The 17103-nt window shown below is 74.1% G+C and carries 14 protein-coding genes; 2 read left to right on the top strand and 12 right to left on the bottom strand.

What is annotated here, in order from left to right:
* The first annotated feature begins 13 nt into the window (after positions 1-13).
* On the top strand, positions 14-1204 hold the full coding sequence (locus ACQP2H_RS03600) for a cytochrome P450 (RefSeq protein WP_433231062.1): 1191 nt from the start codon (positions 14-16) through the stop codon (positions 1202-1204).
* Here the strand turns inward: ACQP2H_RS03600 and ACQP2H_RS03595 are convergent.
* On the bottom strand, positions 1179-1427 hold the full coding sequence (locus ACQP2H_RS03595; RefSeq protein WP_433231060.1) for a hypothetical protein: 249 nt from the start codon (positions 1425-1427) through the stop codon (positions 1179-1181). The two genes, ACQP2H_RS03600 and ACQP2H_RS03595, sit on opposite strands and share 26 nt — an antisense overlap.
* A gap of 275 nt (positions 1428-1702) precedes the next feature.
* Positions 1703-2329 carry a helix-turn-helix transcriptional regulator gene (locus ACQP2H_RS03590; RefSeq protein ID WP_219466737.1) on the bottom strand — a complete coding sequence of 209 codons (627 nt, stop codon included), beginning with the start codon at positions 2327-2329 and terminating at the stop codon, positions 1703-1705.
* Between the two features lie 479 nt (positions 2330-2808).
* Here ACQP2H_RS03590 and ACQP2H_RS03585 point away from each other — a divergent pair, with 479 nt between their 5' ends.
* Positions 2809-6357 (top strand): BTAD domain-containing putative transcriptional regulator, encoded by a 3549-nt coding sequence (locus tag ACQP2H_RS03585; RefSeq protein WP_219466735.1) that lies wholly within the window; start codon positions 2809-2811, stop codon positions 6355-6357.
* On the opposite strand, the gene ACQP2H_RS03580 is transcribed toward ACQP2H_RS03585, so the two are convergent.
* The 10 genes from ACQP2H_RS03580 to ACQP2H_RS03535 all read right to left on the bottom strand — a co-directional run bounded on the left by ACQP2H_RS03580 (position 6347) and on the right by ACQP2H_RS03535 (position 17091).
* A complete protein-coding gene (locus ACQP2H_RS03580; RefSeq protein WP_433231056.1) occupies positions 6347-7768 on the bottom strand; it encodes a hypothetical protein in 1422 nt (473 codons plus the stop codon). The two genes, ACQP2H_RS03585 and ACQP2H_RS03580, sit on opposite strands and share 11 nt — an antisense overlap.
* Positions 7769-7781: 13 nt before the next feature.
* A complete protein-coding gene (locus ACQP2H_RS03575) occupies positions 7782-9134 on the bottom strand; it encodes a hypothetical protein (protein WP_219466729.1) in 1353 nt (450 codons plus the stop codon).
* 118 nt (positions 9135-9252) lie between these two features.
* On the bottom strand, positions 9253-10005 hold the full coding sequence (locus ACQP2H_RS03570; protein WP_433231054.1) for a hypothetical protein: 753 nt from the start codon (positions 10003-10005) through the stop codon (positions 9253-9255).
* 14 nt (positions 10006-10019) lie between these two features.
* On the bottom strand, positions 10020-11435 hold the full coding sequence (locus tag ACQP2H_RS03565; RefSeq protein ID WP_363820512.1) for a hypothetical protein: 1416 nt from the start codon (positions 11433-11435) through the stop codon (positions 10020-10022).
* A gap of 109 nt (positions 11436-11544) precedes the next feature.
* Positions 11545-12873 (bottom strand): NADase-type glycan-binding domain-containing protein, encoded by a 1329-nt coding sequence (locus tag ACQP2H_RS03560; RefSeq protein ID WP_433231052.1) that lies wholly within the window; start codon positions 12871-12873, stop codon positions 11545-11547.
* Positions 12846-13496 (bottom strand): hypothetical protein, encoded by a 651-nt coding sequence (locus ACQP2H_RS03555; protein WP_433231049.1) that lies wholly within the window; start codon positions 13494-13496, stop codon positions 12846-12848. The genes ACQP2H_RS03560 and ACQP2H_RS03555 overlap by 28 nt, the downstream gene beginning before the upstream one ends.
* Complete coding sequence (locus tag ACQP2H_RS03550) at positions 13480-14028, bottom strand: phage tail protein (protein WP_219466721.1); 549 nt, start codon at positions 14026-14028, stop codon at positions 13480-13482. Before ACQP2H_RS03550 ends, ACQP2H_RS03555 begins: the two co-directional genes overlap by 17 nt.
* Complete coding sequence (locus tag ACQP2H_RS03545; RefSeq protein ID WP_219466711.1) at positions 14028-15968, bottom strand: putative baseplate assembly protein; 1941 nt, start codon at positions 15966-15968, stop codon at positions 14028-14030. Before ACQP2H_RS03545 ends, ACQP2H_RS03550 begins: the two co-directional genes overlap by 1 nt.
* Positions 15968-16396, bottom strand: coding sequence for a GPW/gp25 family protein (locus ACQP2H_RS03540; RefSeq protein WP_219466709.1), 429 nt, complete (start codon positions 16394-16396; stop codon positions 15968-15970). The genes ACQP2H_RS03545 and ACQP2H_RS03540 overlap by 1 nt, the downstream gene beginning before the upstream one ends.
* Before the next feature lie 8 nt (positions 16397-16404).
* Entirely contained in the window at positions 16405-17091 is a 687-nt protein-coding gene (locus tag ACQP2H_RS03535) for a phage baseplate assembly protein V (protein WP_433233433.1), read from the bottom strand.
* Between the last annotated feature and the right edge of the window lie 12 nt (positions 17092-17103).

Here is a 17103-nt window from a genome sequence, read left to right as displayed (position 1 = left end):
CGAAGGAGCGCTGATGGACGACGACCTCCCCGCATTCCCGCTGCCGCCCGCGTCGGGGCTCGCTCCCGCCGCCGACTTCGCCCGCCGACGCGAGCAGTGCCCGTTCGGCCGCGTCCGGCTGCCCAGCGGCGACAGCGCGATCCTGCTCGTCCGGCACGCCGACGTCGCCGCCGCCGTCGCCAGCCCCGCGCTGTCCCGCAACCACCTGCTCGCCGACGCTCCCCGGCGCAGCGGCGAACCCAACTTCCTCTACGACCCGGACCTGCTCATCAACCAGTCCGAGCGGTCCCACACGGCGGTGCACCGGGTCGCCACCCGGGCGATGGACCACGCGCGGGTCGCCGCCCACCTACCGGTGGTCCGGCAGGTGGCCGGCTCCCTTCTGGACGCGATGACCGCCGACGGCCGCCGCGACGGTGACCTCGTCGTCGGGTACACCGACCGGCTCCCGCTGCTGACGATCACGCGGCTGCTCGGCATTCCGCCCGAGGACTGCGACAGGATCCGCCGCTGGTCGGGGGCGTACACCCATTCGCATCCCGGCACGCCGCAGGAACGGGCCCGGCTCGTCGCCGAGTTCGGCGCATACGTACGCGGGGTCGTCACGGGCGGGTCGGACGCCGCGCTGCTGGCCGACCTGGTCGACCCACCGGACACCGCCACCCGGCTCTCGACGGACGAGCTGGTCAGCCTGACCAGGCTGATGCTGTCGGCGGGGGTCGAGGCCCCGGCGACCGTGCTCGGCCGGGCGATGCTACGGCTCCTGGGGGACGACGCGGCGGACTGGCGGGCCTTCGTCCGGCACGGCACCGACCCCACGGCGACGGCCGACGAGCTGCTCCGCCTGGTGTACGCCGGCAACGTGGCCGCGCTGCGGACCGCGACCACCGACCTCGTGCTGCCCTCCGGCACCGTGCCCCGGGGCACGGCCGTGCTCCTCGCCTGGATCTCGGCACTGCACGACCCGGAGGTCTACCAGCAGCCGGAGGCGCTCCTGCCGCACCGCAGCGGCCCGAAGTTCGTCGGGTTCGGCGGGGGCCGCCACTACTGCCCGGGTCGACGGCTCGGCCGGGCGATCCTGGCGGTGGGGCTGGAGCGGCTGCGGGCCCGGTTGCCCGGCCTGCGCCTCGCCACCGACGGGCCGTTCCCCATCGCGGAGCGGGAGGTGGGTGGGGTCGTCACCACGTTACCGGTGCGCTGGTAGCGCCGGACACCACGTCGGCCGCCTCGGGCAGGTGGTCGGCGAGGGCGGTGAACTGCGCCCGGGTCAGGTACGACGGGTTGGCCGCCTGTGGCTGGCGGAACACCTCCAGCCCGGCCAACCGGGGGTCGGCGCGCAACCGGTCCCGGTGCAGCCGTCGTGGCTCGGGCAGGACGGTCAGGTCCAGTGGCACCGTCCAGGGCGCGCGGGCCTCCCCGCCGGGCACCGGCTCGCCGGTGAGCCGGCCGATCCCCCCAGACGCCGTACGGCAACCGACCCCGGCTGCCGCTGGCCCAGAACACCACGGGCTGACCGGCCCGCATCAGCCGGGCCCGGTAGCCGGGGCGTACGCACCAGCCCGTCACCCGGGGGTCCCGGGCGAACCGGCCGGCGAGGTCGACCAGGTCCGCATTGCCCTTGATCAGCCAGGCGCCCAGGTCGTCCCGGGTCACCTGACGTTCGTCGGTGCGTGCGTGCGGCACGTCGGGTCCTCCTCGGCAGTCAGATCAGCCCCTCCCGGACCGCGTAGGCTACCGCGTGGGTGCGGTTGCGCAGCTGGAACCGGCTGGTGATGTCGTGCAGCACGTTCTTGACGGTCCGCTCCGAGTAGCTCAGCCGGGTCGCCACCTCCCGGGTGTCCATCCCGTCCGCCACCAGCCGCAGGATCTCGCTCTCCCGCACCGAGAGCCCGTTGACGTCGATGCCGCGCGGGGCGAGCACCGTCTGCTGGAGCCGGGTCACCTGCTTGACCAGCAGACCGAGCACCTCCGGAGGCATCGCCGCCCCGCCGGAGGCGGTGCTGACCACGAGTTGGGCCAGCCGGTGGCCGGTCGCCTCGGTGCGTGAGGCGAGGGCGCGTACCCCCAGCTCCACGGCGGGGATCAGCGCCGAGTCCGACTCGACGGTGGCGACCAGCACGAAGCGCCGGCAGCCCAACCGGCGCACGGCCCTGAGCACGTCGAGCGTGTCCCGGTCGAGGGTGTCGGCGGCGACCACACCGACGGTCTCGGCGGTGATCATCTGCGCGGGTACGACCTCGATCTCGGCCCGGCCACGCAGCGCCGCGGTGATCCCGGCCGTGGAGATCGGGTCGGGGGTACGGATGTAGGTCTGGGCACGTCCGTTCATGGCGGTTCCTTAGCTTCCGGGCTGAGGCGGGCGTCGGCTGCCAGGCTGACGCTCAGCAGGGGCAGATCGGTGGTCCGGAGGCCGGTGCCGAGCGGTTCCGTGACCGGGTGGGAGTCGCTTCGCCGAGATGGACACCGGCCAGCGGGTGGTGGCGGTGCCCGTCGTCCACGGTAGAGACGGCGGTCGGTCGCGCACTGGAGGCCGGCTGGACGCCGGCAGATAGACATCCTTGCCGGGTGACAACGTTTTGAGCTGCTCAAATGCCCGTGCGTCCACAAGTGAACGATGGGGGCACCGGCAGAACCGGCAGAACCGTTGCCCCCAAGGGCGGACGGCCCTGCCCCATCGGCAGGTTTGACCTGCGGGTAGCCCGGTGATTCAGTGGCGAAGATCATGGTCATCCGACCGGTCAACCGGCAGAATCATGTGCTGGCAGCGCTGGTGGGACGGACGCGCAGCCATGACAGGGAGGCCCGTTGATGGCCGACAGCGGTGGTGAGATCCGACGACGACGACTGGGTGCCGGACTGACCCAGGAGCAGCTGGCCGAACGGGCGGGAATCAGCGTCCGGGCGGTGCGCGACATCGAGCAGGGCCGGGTCCGCAACCCCCGGGCCGAGTCCCTCCGGCGGATCGCCGCCGCCGTCGGTCCGCCGCAGCTGAAGCCACCCGGCCCGGCGCCACCCGTCGCCACGCCGGCACCGACCCTGCGCATCGACGTGCTGGGGCCGCTGCGCATCCAGGTCGGCGTCGAACCGGTCACGCTCGGCTCCAACCGCCAACGGATGCTGCTCGGCCTGCTCGCCCTGCACCCGGACGCGATCGTGTCCCGCCACGAGATCGTCGACGTGCTCTGGGGCCACGACCCGCCGGACAGCTGCCTCAACCTCGTCCACACCTACGTCGCCCGGTTGCGTCGGGTGCTGGACCAGCCCGGCGGCCCCGCCGCCACCATCACCCACGTCGGCGGCGGCTACCGGTTGAGGGTCGACCCCGCCCAGCTCGACCTGAGCCGGTTCGCCGCCGCGATCGAACGCGCCGAGGGCAGCGTCGCGGGCGACCTGCCGAGCCTGGACCGACTGGCCGGGGCACTGGCGCTGTGGCGGGGGCCGGTGCTGGCCGACGCGGCGCCGAGCCTGACCCAGCACCCGACCGCCGCCGCCCTGAACCGACGTCGCATCGCCACCGCCGTCACCTACGCCACGCTCGCCGTCGACCTGGGCCTGCCCGACCGGGCGGTCCGGGAACTGCACGCGGTGGCCAGCCACGAACCGCTGCACGAGCAGGTGCACGCCCGGCTGATGCTCGCCCTGGCCGCCTGCGGCCAGCAGGCCCGCGCGTTGGCCCTGCACCGCAACCTGCGCGACCGCCTCGCCGAACAGCTCGGCGTGGAGCCCGGCCCGGAACTGCGGGAGGCACAGCTGCGCATCCTGCGCCAGGACCTGCCCCGGATGGTCACCCACCCGGGCGGGCCGGTGACCGGCACCGTGCCGGCACCCCGCCTGACCGAAGTGGCACCCCGCCGGCCCGAGGTGGCGCAGCCGACCCCACCGTCGCGCCACCGGTCACCGGCGCAGCTGCCGCCCGACGTCGCGTACTTCACCGGGCGCAGCACCCAACTGGCCGCCCTCGACGCGCTGCTGGTCGGGGCGACGGCGGCCCGGGGGCCGGTGGTCATCTCCACCATCACCGGGATGGCCGGGGTCGGCAAGACCGCCCTGGCGGTGCACTGGGCGCACCGGGTCCGCCGGCACTTTCCAGACGGGCAGCTCTACGTCAACCTGCGTGGCTACTCGACGGCCAGCCCGGTCCGCGAGTCGGAGGCCCTCGCCGGGTTCCTGCACGCGCTCGGGGTGCCGGCCGACCAGGTGCCGGTCGACCCCGGGCAGGCCGCCGCGCTGTTCCGCACCATGCTGGACGGTCGCCGGATGCTGGTGATGCTGGACAACGCCGCCAGCGCCGACCAGGTCCGCCCGCTCCTGCCGGGGGCCGCCGGCTGCCTGGCGCTGGTCACCAGCCGGGACCGGCTCAGCGGGCTCGTCGCCGTGGACGGAGCACGCCGCCTCGACCTCGACGTGCTCACCGTGGACGAGGCCGGCACCTTGCTCACCCGGATCATCCCGCCCGACCGGGTGGCCCGCTCAGGTGAGATCGCCGAACTGGCGACGGTCTGCGCCCGGCTGCCGTTGGCCCTGCGGATCGCCGCCGCCAACCTGATCGACCAGCCCCAACAGTCGATCAGCGCGCACACCGCCCGGCTGACCGCCGGTAACCAACTCGCCGGCCTCCGTGTCGAGGGAGACGACCAGGCGGCCGTCCGGGCGGCGTTCGACCTGTCGTACGCCGCGCTGCCCGCCCCGGCCCGCCGGCTGTTCCGGCTGCTGGGCACCGCGCCGGGGACGGACGTCACGGTGACCGCCGCCGCCGCCCTGGCCGGGATCGGTGAGCCGACCGCCGCACACGAGCTGGACCGGCTCGCCGCCGCGCACCTCGTCCAGCAGGTCACCCCCGGCCGGTACGCCTTCCACGACCTGCTACGGCTCTACGCCCTGGAGCGGGCCACCGCCGAGGACCCCGCCGGGCAACTGCGGTCCGCCATCCGACGCCTCTACGGCTGGTACCGGCAGCGCACCGACGCCGCCGCCGCCACGATCTATCCCCACCTCGTGCGGTTGCCACCCGACGGGGCCGAACCGCACCCCGGTGGGTCCCCGTTTCCCAGCTCAGCCGGGGCGATGGCCTGGCTGGAGGAGGAACACACCAACCTGATGCGGGTGATCGCGCACGCCGCCGAGAACGGGGCCGACCCGGCCGCCTGGCGGATCCCGGACGCGCTACGCGGCTACTACCAGTTCCGCCCGCACAGCGACGGCCTGGTCGCCGCGACCAGCGCACTGCACGCCGCACAGCAGGTCGGCGACCATGCCGGTGAGGCCGCGAGCCGGCTCGGGCTGGCCAGCCTGCATCTGCGCCGTGGCGAGTACGCGGTGGGTCTGTCCCACGCCACCGCGATGATCGACGCGGCCCACCGGGCGGCCTGGCCCGAGGGGTTGGCGGCGGCGTACGGCACCTGTGGGCTGCTGCACCTGCGGGCCGGCCGGCTGGCCGAGGGGGCCGAGTTGACCCGGCTGGCGGTGAGCATCCACGAACGCCTGGGCGGTCCCGAACGGCTCAGCACCAGCCTCGGCAACCTCGGGGTGATCTACCGGGACATGGGGCGGCTCCGCGAGGCAGCCGAGGTCTTCCGGCAGTCCCTGGCGCTGACCCGCAGCACCGGGATGTGGATGAGCGCCGGGATCAGCCTGAGCAACCTGGGCGAGGTCCAGCACGCCCTCGGCCAGCATGGCGAGGCTCTCGACCACCTGCGGGAGGCGCTGGATCTCAGCCGGCGGACGGGCTACCGGCCCACCGAGACGGAGAGCCTGCGCCGGTTGGCGGCGCTGCGCGTGCAGACCGGCGACCTGGGCCCGGCGACAAAGCTGGCCGACGAGGCGCTGGCCCTCGCCGACCTGATCGGCGACACCGCCCAGCAGGCGGCCGCCCGCAACGTGCGCGGCGCGATCCACCAGCGCAACGGCGACCCGGCGGCGGCCATCGAACACCGGCGGGCACTCGAACTCGCCCGGGCCGGTGGTGCCCGGGGTGAGGAGGTCGAGGCGCTCATCGGGCTGGCCGAGGTCTTCGGCGACACCGACCCGACGGAGGCGGTCGCGTTGGCCCGGCAGGCCCGGACGGTGGCCCGCGCCGCCGGCTACCGGGTCTGGGAGGGGCACGCCCTGGTGGCCGCCGCCGAGGCGATGCGGAACACCGACCCGGTGACCTCGGCGCGGACCGCCGAGGAGGCGCTGGCCACCCACCGGGAGACCGGGCACCTGCTCGGTCAGGTCCGGGCGCTGCGGTTGCTGGTCGCGCTCGGCCCGGCCGGTGGCGTCGACGCCGCCCAGCAGTCGGCGTACCGGCGGGAGATCACCGAGCTGTCCCGGCGGGTCCGCCCGGTGGTCGACGAGGACCTGCCGGTCAGCCCGTGACGGTGAAGTGGCGGCGGCTCTCGTCGTCCAGCGGGGTCAGGGTCGGCCGGCCGCCGTCGTCGGTCCCGAGCGCCAGCAGGCCCTCGACCGGGGCGTCGTCCTGGTGCGACGCGTGCCACCTGATCCGCAGCTCCGGCCCCCGGTCGTCACCGCCCGGCTCCCACCGGGGGGTGAGGGCCAGCCGTACCGGGGATCCGGTGCTGTTGCGTACGGCGTCGGGGCCGCCCCGGCCGGGTCCGCCGTCGACCCCGGCCACCAGCAGCGTGACCTGCCGGAAGCCGAGGTGCCGACGCCCCCGGTGCCACAGCACCGGCCACGACTCCCGGTTGGCCGTCGGGTCGTCACCGTAGTGGGCGTCGATGCCGACATCGTCCCCGACGGTTCGGTGGGTGACGCTGCGGTGGACGCCGGCCGGGGCGACCAGGTAGCGGTGCATGGTGCACCGGAGCCCCAGCAGCAGCCGGACCGTCCCCCGGAGGGCGGGCCCACCGTGGTAGGTCAGCAGCACCGCACCCGGGTCCGCGGCTGCGAAGTGCAGCATCGCCGACCGTGCCTGACCGGCGGCGTCGCGTACCGCCAGGGTCTGTGGACCGTCCAGGCCCTGGAAACCGGTCACCGTGACGGTGTCGTCGACGTAGGGCGTGGGGTGGGCCTGCGGCAGCTCGGCCGGCGCGGCGGTGAGCCCGGTCGCGTGCCACGCCGGGCGGCCACCGCCGGGCCGGCGGGCGGCGTGCACCGGCACCGCAGGCCGGTCGTGCACCCCCGCGTTGACCGGGGTGACGAGGAAGTGGGTACGGGTGGCCAGCGACTGGTCGGCCACCTCGAAGAGACCGTCGCTGTGCACCAGGAACGAACCCGCCTCGTCGTGTTCCGGGGTCAACCGGACTCCCCCGACCGTGGTCTGCTCGTGGTGCACCCGGTAGCCGACCCGGATCGCCGGCACCGTGCCGTGGGCGGCCTCCAGCCGGGCGGTGAAGACCAGCGAGCCGACCTCGTTGAACTTGTTGAACGGGTTACGGCCGGCCTCGACGGCATGGGGCGACACGCTCAGGTCGGTGATCCCCCAGCAGGGGAAGTGCGACAGCGCGCTCTGTCGGAGCACCAGCGCCCCCACCCCGACGTCGGCCACCACGTAGTCGAAGGTGCTGAACCGGACCAGCAGGTCCACACAGACCCGCTTCGGGCCGGCCGGGCCGGATCGACGGCGCAGGTAACGCAACCAGTAGGAGTGCTGCCGTTGCTGGTCGCCACGGACCATGATGGTGCCGGCGAGGTGGGGCTGCGCCGGGGAGATCAACTCCCGCAGCGTCGCCTGCTCCGGGAAGCCCGCGCCGCCGAACCCGGTCACCGTGAAGGCGTCACCCACCGGCTCGTCGGGCCGGTATCCGGTCAGCCGTATCCGACCAGGCACAGTTTGTCTCCGCTCAGCTCAACACGGTCAGATGCTGGTAGGTCTGCTCGTCGGCGAAACGGACCACCGGCCCGCCGGAGGCGTCCACGGTGATCAGGAACGCGCCACCGACCGGCACGGCGGGGTCGGCTGCCGGGCCCACCGCCTCCTCGGACCAGCGGACCAGCAACCCCGGCACCTCGTCGTCGGTGCCCTCGTACCACTCGGGGACGAACCGCAGCCGCGACCCGACCGGCCCGGTAGGGGCGGCGGCCCCGGTAGGGTCGCCGTCGTCGGGCAGGGGACGCAGCGACACGTCGACGAAGCCGGGGTGCCGGCGGCCGTGGTGGAAGACGACGGCGTCGGCGAACTCGTTCTGCTCGATCAGGTAGCAGCAGGTGCGCAGGTGCAACGCCAGGCGGGCCCGGACCCGGCCGGCCCGGCGGTCGTCACCCCGGTCACCGGCGCGGGCGTACTCCACGATCATCCCGTCGTCGCGGATGTCGCCGCCCATCGACGCGCTGTACCAGCGGGGGTGACCGGTGTGCCAGACCCCGATCTGGTCGGGGCCGGCGACCCGCTCGAATCCCTGCACCTCGACCGCGCCCCGGCGGGCCCGACCGGTCGACACCCGCATCGCGGTGACCGGTGGCGGGGCCGTGACGCCGGTCGCCCGGTAGACGGTGAGGCTGCGCCCGGGTGGCGGCTCGGCCCCGACGATCGGCCGGTCGTGCACCGACCCGCTGACCGGGACGATTCGCCACGACGAGCACCCGGGCGTCCCGGACGCCGGCTCCAGGGTGATCCCGCCGTCGCTGTGCACGGTCAGCGCCCCGGTCTCCTCGTGCCCGGGGGCGTACCCGTCCCCGACGATCGGGTTGGCCACGTGCCGCACCCGGTGCACGACCCGGATCGCCGGCACCGCGACGCCCGTGCCGGCGGCGGGAACGAACCCGATCTCCGGCTCGAAGACCAGCTGACCGGCGTCGTTGAACTTGTTGAACGGGTTCCGACCGCCGGCCCCGGTGTCCCGCAACGAGATGCTGAGATCCTCGATGCCCCACAGGCCCGGCACCGGCAGCGTCGACCGGGGTGAATACCGGTCGGTGCCGGGTCGGACCTGGTAGGGGAAGGTGCTGAACCGGATCACCAGCTCCACCGCCACCAGCTTCGGGTGCCCCGGACCCGGGCCCCGGTAGCGGTACCGCAGCCAGTAGCAGTGCCGCCGGGTCTGGGTGCCCCGGTCCAGCCACACCGCACCGTCCTGCTCGTCCGGCCACAACTCGTCGGCGAGGAACTCCCCGACCGGCAGGGCGGCGTCGCGGAAGCCGGTCACGGTGAACCGGTTGCCGGAGAGTTCCTCGGGCTCGTACTCGATGGTGGTCACGGCGTGCTTTCCCTCTGTCCGCCCGGTCGGGGGTCCGGGGTCGTGGCGGTGACCGGTGGGTCCGTGGGGTGGGGCGGACGCCGGGCCGGCAGGCGGGGTGCCGGCCCGGCGTCGGCGGTCACACCAGGTCGTACTCGCGGGCCAGGTACTGGAACTTCTCGTCGGTCAGCACCGTGGCCAGGACCCGCTGGTCGGCCTCGGAGAGATCGTCCACCTCGTCGTCCAGCACGCGGTCGAGCACCTCCCGGGCGGCAGCCGGGTCGAGGTCGGCCAGCGGTTCCGGCGACGACGCGTCCGGCTCCGGCTGCTCGACGGGGTACGCCGACCCGCCCGACCCGTCGAGGCCCGGCCCGTCATAGGCCTGCCCCTCGTAGGCCTGCCCCTCGTAGGCCGGCCCGTCATAGGCCTGCCCCTCGTAGGCCTGCCCGTCATAGCCCGACTCGTCGTAGGCCTGCCCGTCGTGGGCCTGACCGTCGTACGGGTGCTGGTCGTCAGCCTGCTCGTCGTAGCTCTGCTGGTCCTGCTCGGCGGCCTGATGGGCGGCGGCCACCCAGTGCTGGGTCACCGAGTCGATCATCCGGGCCATCTCCGCCGCCGGCTCACCCAGCTCGTCGACGGCGAAGACCTGCACCGGCGTGAGGGAACTGGCCTGGTGGTAGACGGTGTCGTAGAAGTCGGCCAGCCAACCGTTGCGCTGGTACCAGTCCGGGTCGCCCCAGCCCTGTCCGAGCAGGTCGGGCAGCAGCTCCCAGCCGGTCTCCGGCTGCTCGGCGATGATCCGGTGCGCACTGACGACCGCCCAGCTCAGATAGGCGTACGAGTCGTCCAGACCGGCCGGGCCGGTGGTGTCGAAGTTCTCTGGATAGTTCATCGCTCGTCTCCCGCTCAGCCCGTGACGGTGAAGTACTTGTTGCTGTCGGCGTCCAGCAGGCGCAGCACCGGGCTGCCCGACTGGTTGACCCCGAGCCGGAACTGACCCTTGTTGCGGTGGCTGCGGGAGCGGCCCTCGGCACCGGCGTGTTCGGCGGCCCAGTCGATCCTGAGCTGCACGCCGACCTGCCCCTCGACCTCCTCGACGTACGGCCCGAAGAACAGCGTCGACTCCTCGTGGTGCCGGTTCTTGACCGCGTCGACGTCGTACCGTTCGCCTTTCTCCCCGACCACCGCCGCCTCGCCGCGCCCCACCTCCAGCACCCGCAGGGAGACGTCGCGGAAGGCGGTGTACCGCACCCCGTTCACGTAGACGATCTGCCGGTTGCCCTGGTCGTCCGGTGCGGTGAGGTAGGGCACCAGGGTGAAACGCAGCAGCAGCAACGCCCTGATCTTGGTGCGGACCTTCCGGCCCAGCACGGCACCGTCGCGGACGTACTCCAGTCGCAGCGCCGCCTCGTGCCCGTCGGCCTCCGCCGCCGAGGCGACGACCGGCTGCTGGCCGTTGTTAAGGACGGTGATGGTGTTCGGGCCGTTCATCCGCTCGAAGCCGATCACCTGCATGCCCCGGTACTCGTGCGGGTCGAGCATCCGGCCACCGTGGTCGATCCCGCCCAGCTCGATGCGCTGGGCGTTGAGCACGGTGGTGGTGCCCGCCTGGCCGACCTGGTCGACCCGGGTCGGGCGCTGGTGCACGCTGCCGCTGAGCGGGGTGATCCGGAAGTGCTTGTCGGTACGCCCCTCACCGTGGTTGATCTCGAAGCTGCCGTTGCTGTGCACCAGGAACGCGCCGGCGTCGTTGTGGCTCAACCCGAGGGGTGCGCCGAGCAGGTTCTTCGCCTGGTGCTGCACCCGGTAGTTGATCCGCAGGTGGGGCATACCGTCGTTGGCGACGGCCGCGTCGAAGGTCAGGCTGCCGGACTCGTTGAACTTGTTGAACGGGTTGCGCCCCCGGCCGGTCGGCATCAGCGACACGCTCAGGTCGGTGATCCCCCAGCACGGGTAGTCACGCAGGACCGCCCGTTCCTGCGCGGTCGGGCCGTCGTCACCGACCTTCGGCACGTAGTCGAAGGTCGTGAAGCGCACCAGCAGCTCCACACAGACCCGCTTCTTGTCCGTGACGCCGATGCCCCGGCGCAGGTAACGCAGCCAGTAGACGTGCTGCCGGGACTGGCCGCCCCGGACCATGACGAGCTGGCCGTCGGCGATCGGCGCCGGTGAGATCAACTGGTTCAGCGGCACTTCCGTCGGGAAGCCGGCGTTGCTGAACCCGCTGACCTGGAACACCCCGTCTGTCAGCCCCTTGGCCTGCCCCTGCGCGAACCCGATCATGTTCGCGGTGGTGTTCAGGGCGATGGCGACTTCTGTCACGGATACACCTCCGACGTGGGACCGTCGGGCCCGTTGGCCGACGGTGGTGGTGGTTGTCAGGTGCCGCTCCCCGGGGCCGCGCCCCGGCGTCACCCGCTGCCCGGCACGCTCACTCCCGGGCGAAGAACTCGAATTCGCTGACCGTCACGTCGGTGCCCTTCTCGGCCCGGTGCACGTCGGTGACCTGGATCTGCACGCTGGTGACCCCGTCGGCCCCGTCGAGGGTCAGCGTCTGCGGTTCCCCGGTGTCCTCGATGGCCAGGGTGTCCGACCGGTTGGTGGAATAGACCAGGTGCAGGGTCTTCGGCCGGTGCGACGCGGTGTAGTCCTCGGCCGTGCCGGCGGTCACGATGAGCCGCTGGAGGTCGACCTCGGCCGCGAAGCGCAGGGTGACCGTCGGCGGTTTCTCGGCGTCCCAGCGCACCTGCCAGTGCGTGTTGCGGTACTGGTCGACGCTGAGCGCCGGCCCGTGGTCCCGTACCGACGCGCCGCCGGTCACCTCGACCGGCCGGACGGCCACGAACCGTGGGTTGATCTTCCGGTCGGCCCAGTCCCGCGCCCCGGTCACCGGCCCGGAGACCGCACCGTTGATCCGTTCCCGCAGCGGCGGATAGATCAGGTAGGCCACCCCGATCGCGAAGAGCAGCACCGCGGCGACCGCGTTCGACCGCTGGTAGATGGAGTGCAGCACGCCGCCGACCCCACCCGCCCCGCCACCGCCGGGGGTGCCGGGGCGGGCCCCGGCGGCGGTGACCCGGGGGCCCCGTCGCGGCAGCAGGCGCTGCCACCAGCGGCGGCGGGCCACCTCGGCGGTACGCAGCGAGTCCCCGCACCGGCTACAGAACCGGCGGGTCGGCACGTTGCCCTCGCCGCACTCGCCGCAGACCAGGTCACCGGGTTGCAGGCGTCGGGTGGGCGGCTGGTGGCCGACGGTCGCCGCCCGGGGGCGTACCGCCTGCGGACTGACCTCCCCGGGTCCGGTCGTCGCCGCGGCGGTGGTCGCCCGCCGCGCGCCGACCCGCCCGCCGGTGGTGGTCGACCCGGGCGGCGCGAGGTCGGCCGGGCCCTCGGCCGCGACCAGGGCACTGGTGTGCGGCGCGGCGCGCGGGTCACGGCGGGCCGGGGCGGTCGGCAGGCGGGCACCCGCCACCCCGGGTGGCGGTGGCGGCAGCCGACGCGGCGGCACCGCGACCTCCGACGCGGTGGTGTCCGGGGTGCCGTCCCACGCCGACGACGCGGCGGTGGACGCCGCGCCGGTGCCGGCCGACCCGTCGACCGCTGGCGGGGCGGGCGGACCACCGGGTAGTCCCGCCGGGCCGGACGTCGGCGGACCGGGGCGGGCCGCCCGGTCCGGCAGCCGGGCCGCCGGCACGCCCGGCGGTGGCGGTGGCAGCCGGCGCGACGGCACCGTCACCGCCGCCGGCCCGTCGCCCGCCACGACCTGCGCGGCCGACCCGCCGGCAGCACCCGGCGGCAGGCCCCCGGCGGGCGTGACCCCGGGGTGCGGGCCGCGCCCCGGAGAGCCGGCTCCCGGCGGGGCGGAGCGCACGCCCGGCGGACCCGACCCCGGCGGACCCGGCCGCGACCCGGGCGGACCCGACCCGGGCGGACCGGAGCGGCCCCCGGCGGTGTCGTCCCCGGCGGACCGGGACGCACCCCGGGCGGGCTCAGGCCGGGTGGCCCGGGACGCACCCCGGGCGGTGTCGTCCCCGGCGGACCGGGACGCACTCCGGGCGGACCCGCGCCAGGCGGCCCCGGACGCACCCCGGGCGGGCCGGGACGCAGACCCGGCGGTCCACCGGCCGACCCCCGGCCCGTCCCGTCACCGACCCGCACCACACCCTCGTCGACCGGGGAGCCACCCGGGGCCGGTGCGATCACCCCGGCGATGCGCTGCAACAGCGTGGGCTTCTGCCGGAACTCCTGCTCGGCCTCCCGTACCGTCTCGACCGGGATCTTCGGCGCGGTCTTCTCGCCGGTCCACTCCAGGAAGCTGCCGCAGGAACCACAGAAGGTGTCCGCGTCACCGTTGTGGTTCCCGCACTCACGACAGATGATCACGGTCGAGCACCTCCAGGGTCGTCGTCACGTGCGCCGGTACGACCGCGCGGCACAACTCGTCGAGGGCGTGCCCGGCGACCCTCCCGGGCTCGGCCACCCACACCCGTACGTGCACCCGGGCCGGCGGCAGCGCGGCCGACGACGGCTCCGGCCGGGTCGACCAGGACACCCCGGTCGAGTCGAGGACCTCCACCTCACCCCCGGTGGCCAGCTCCAGGGCCATCTGCAGCCCGGCGACCGTCCCCCGCAGCCGGTGCGCGGCGACCGCGCCGGCCACCATCGCGCGTTGCCGATCCACCGGCCAGTTCTCGTCGAGGTGGGCACCCACCCAGGCACCGAGCCAGAGCAGGAAATCCGGCGGGGCCAACCACGGGTCCAGGTACGCGTCGAGACAGTCCAGCGTGGACACCACCGGTGCGAGCACCTGGTCCAGCCCTTCGGTCCAGCGCACCAGCAGGTCGTCCTCCTGCAACAGGGCGGGCAGGAAACCGGCGATCGGGTACGGCATCGCCACGTCGACCGGGCCGCGCATCAGTGCTCCTCCACCCGGAGCTGGTGGTCGAAGGAGAAGACCAGACTGTCCGGTTCCAGGTCGATCCGGCCGGCCTCGGTGCCCCGCTCACCGGTCACCGGGTTGGCGGTGAACAGCCGCAGGTCCTCCACCAGCTCCACCCCGCGTACCCGCTGCAACACGGCGAAGAGTTCACCGGCCTGCACCGGACGCCCGAACGGCCAGCCCTGACCGTCCGGGCCACCGCCGGCCAGCGGGCTGAGGAAGCCGTACAGGGCGGCCAGGCCCTCCTCCCGGACCCGCTCGACGACGACCCGGGGCCGGGCGACGACCCGGGCCACCACGGTCACCCCCCGGTAGCGGGGTGGCTCGACGACCACCCGGGTGCCGATCAGCCGCGTCTCGTCCAGCCGGCCGGCCACCCGGGCGAGGCTCGACTCGGCCGGGATCAGGTCCTCCAGCCGCAGCCGCCCCTCCTCGGCGGGGGCTGCCGGCACCACCAGCAGCCGCGCCACCGGCGGCCCGTCCCCGTTGCTCGGCACGCAGCGGACCCGGGCCAACTCCGGGGCGGCCTCCCGGGCCAGCACCTCGTGGTCCTCGGCGGTCACCGCGCGACTGCGGCTGCGCAGGGTCAACGGGCCCCGGCGACGCGCCTCGTCCAGGGTCTCGCCGTCCACCCCGCCGCTGGCCGGGTGCCGGTTCTCCACCCCCGCCACGTACGGGATCGAGGCACGCAGCGCGGTGATCGCGCCGACGCCGACGTTGCCCCGGCTGCCGCCGCCGACCGCGTACCGGCGCAGCCGCAGCCGGCCGCCCCGGGGCGGCACCGCGCCGTAGCGGCGCAACGTGCCGTCGGGTTGCCGGACGGCCGGGCCGAACACCACCTCACCGGCCACCCCGTCGAGCAGGAAGTGCCGGTCCCCGGGGCCGCTACCGGCGAAGTGCTCGACCGGCGACCACCGCTGCCAGCCGTCGTCGGAACTGACCTCCAGCACCGGGTCGCCGAAGCCGGCCAGCACCGGCCGGCGGGTCAGCGTGAACCGCTGGCCGGGCACCCCCTCGGAGTCGCCGAACTCCTCGTCGTCCACCAGGTCGGCGTGCACCGCCTCGGTGGTGCCGCCGACGGTGTTCGCGGCCAGCCCGAGGACCACCGGTGAGGCGCTGTAGCCGGGCTGCCCCTCCTGCGGGGTGACCACCCGGGCCCGCAGCCAGCCGGCCAGCACCCCGTCGACCAGGCTGGCCTGGTGCCCGTCGGGCACGTGCAGCAGGATCGCGCCGGGCCGGTTCAGCGCACCGGTCTCGTCCAACCCGACCTCACAGTCGAGCCAACCGTCGGCACCGCGCGCCTCCCAGCGCAGCGGCGGGTGCAGCGGGTTGACCCCGACACCGTCGACCCGGCCCTCGAACTCCAGCCGCACCGCGCAGCCGCCCACCGGCCGGTCCAGCCCGATCAGCAGTTCGTCGCCGGGCTGCGGCACCGGGGAGAACGCCACCACCGGCCCACCCAGTTCCAGGGCGCCGGTCTGGTCGGTGACCCCGTCGGCGGTCCGGACCCGCAGCTGGGTCAGCGCGCACGGCGGCACGGCGAGGTCGGTGAGGGTGGCGAAGACCAGGGGGTCCCCGCCGTCGGCGACGGTCACCGCCCGGGTCCCCGCCGGGACGAGCTGGGTGGCGCGGGCCGGCGTGGACAACCAGAACGTCAGGGTGGTCCGGGCGGCCGTGGGCGGCACCAGGCGTACCCCGATCAGCTCCAGGAACTTCACGTAGAGCCGGTCGGGCACCCGGTTGAGCCGGTAGATGAGCTGGTCGGTCAGGGAGGCGAACGTCTCGATCAGGGTGATCCCCGGATCGGCGGGGTGCAGGTCCGTCCACTCCGGGCAGCGGTCGGCGATCAACCGGCGGGCGTCACCGACCAGGTCGTCGAAGCCCCGGTCGTCGAGGTCGGGGGCGGGCAGTGCCATCAGCCGAGCACCCCCGAGCCGGTCAGTTCCCGGTCCCCGGGCAGGGTCTGCAGGTTGAGCCCGAGGGTGCCGGGCTCGTCGGTGTCGCGTACCCGGTAACGGACCTCGATGTGCAGCAGCCCGTCACCACCGGCCGGGTCCTCGGTGACGGTGACGTCGTCGATCTCGACCCGGGTCTCCCAGCGTTCCAACGCGGCGCGCACCTCCACCGCCACCGCCCGCCGGGTCTGCCCGGTGACCGGCTCGAAGACGAAGTCCCGCAGCCGGGAGCCGAACTCCGGGCGCATCGGACGCTCGCCCGGGTAGGTCGCCAGGATCACGCACATCGCCTGCTCCAGCAGGGCGGTACCACTGATCATGGCGAGTCGGCCGTTGGGCTGGACCCGCAGCGGAAAGGCACACCCGGTGCCGATGACGTCGGCCTGCATGGCACTCCTCAGTTGAGCTGGATGGGTTTGCCCTTGATGGCGGTCGACGCGGTGCCGCTGATGTTGACCTGCGTACCGCTGATGTCGACCGTCTTGCCCTTGAGCTTCAGGCTGGTGCCGCCGTCGAGGGTGAGGCTGCCGCCCGGCCCCGCCTTGATCTCCACGGCGGTCTGCCCGGTGCACTCGATGACCAGCTTGCCGGGTTTGTCGGGGGCGCAGCGCAGGGTCACCGTCCCGGCAACCTGGTCCATCGCCAGCGACAGCTTGTCGCCCTTGGTGCCGAGCACCACGTCGGCGGCGGTCGGCTGGCCCTTGCCGCCGGGCGGCACCTCGTCGTGGAAGACCAACCGGCTGCCGGCGGGTGACAGCAGGCCGCGCCGGATCACCGAACTGGTCTGCCCCACCGACTTCACCCCGGTCGCCCCGGGCTTCGTCGACGACGACTGGCCGCCGTCGAGGCCGTACCCGGTGTGCCGGCTGGGCAGGCTGCCGAGCACGTACGGGCGGCGTACGTCGCCGAACTCGAACGCGACGAGCACCTGGTCACCCGGCTCCGGCACGAAGAACGCGCCCCCGGTCGGGCCGGCGAAGAGCTGCCCCACCGGCGCCCAGTCGGTCTCGTGGTCCGGCGACAGCCACGGCAGCGCCAGGGTGACCCGGCCCAGGTTCTGCGGGTCCTTGACGTTGCTGACCACCCCGCAGACCAC

Source organism: Micromonospora sp. CA-248260 (assembly GCF_050942205.1).
Classification (GTDB): domain Bacteria; phylum Actinomycetota; class Actinomycetes; order Mycobacteriales; family Micromonosporaceae; genus Micromonospora; species Micromonospora antibiotica.
The sequence above is the reverse complement of the archived record's forward strand: the minus strand, read 5'-3'. Positions and strand labels throughout refer to the sequence as shown.

Bases quoted from the DNA above. Each gene is read 5' to 3' on its own strand.
- ACQP2H_RS03545 (WP_219466711.1), bottom strand. From the start codon at position 15,968: ATGGCACTGCCCGCCCCCGACCTCGACGACCGGGGCTTCGACGACCTG.
- ACQP2H_RS03540 (WP_219466709.1), bottom strand. From the start codon at position 16,396: ATGCAGGCCGACGTCATCGGCACCGGGTGTGCCTTTCCGCTGCGGGTC.
- ACQP2H_RS03600 (WP_433231062.1), top strand. From the start codon at position 14: ATGGACGACGACCTCCCCGCATTCCCGCTGCCGCCCGCGTCGGGGCTC.
- ACQP2H_RS03590 (WP_219466737.1), bottom strand. From the start codon at position 2,329: ATGAACGGACGTGCCCAGACCTACATCCGTACCCCCGACCCGATCTCC.
- ACQP2H_RS03570 (WP_433231054.1), bottom strand. From the start codon at position 10,005: ATGAACTATCCAGAGAACTTCGACACCACCGGCCCGGCCGGTCTGGAC.
- ACQP2H_RS03550 (WP_219466721.1), bottom strand. From the start codon at position 14,028: ATGCGCGGCCCGGTCGACGTGGCGATGCCGTACCCGATCGCCGGTTTC.
- ACQP2H_RS03585 (WP_219466735.1), top strand. From the start codon at position 2,809: ATGGCCGACAGCGGTGGTGAGATCCGACGACGACGACTGGGTGCCGGA.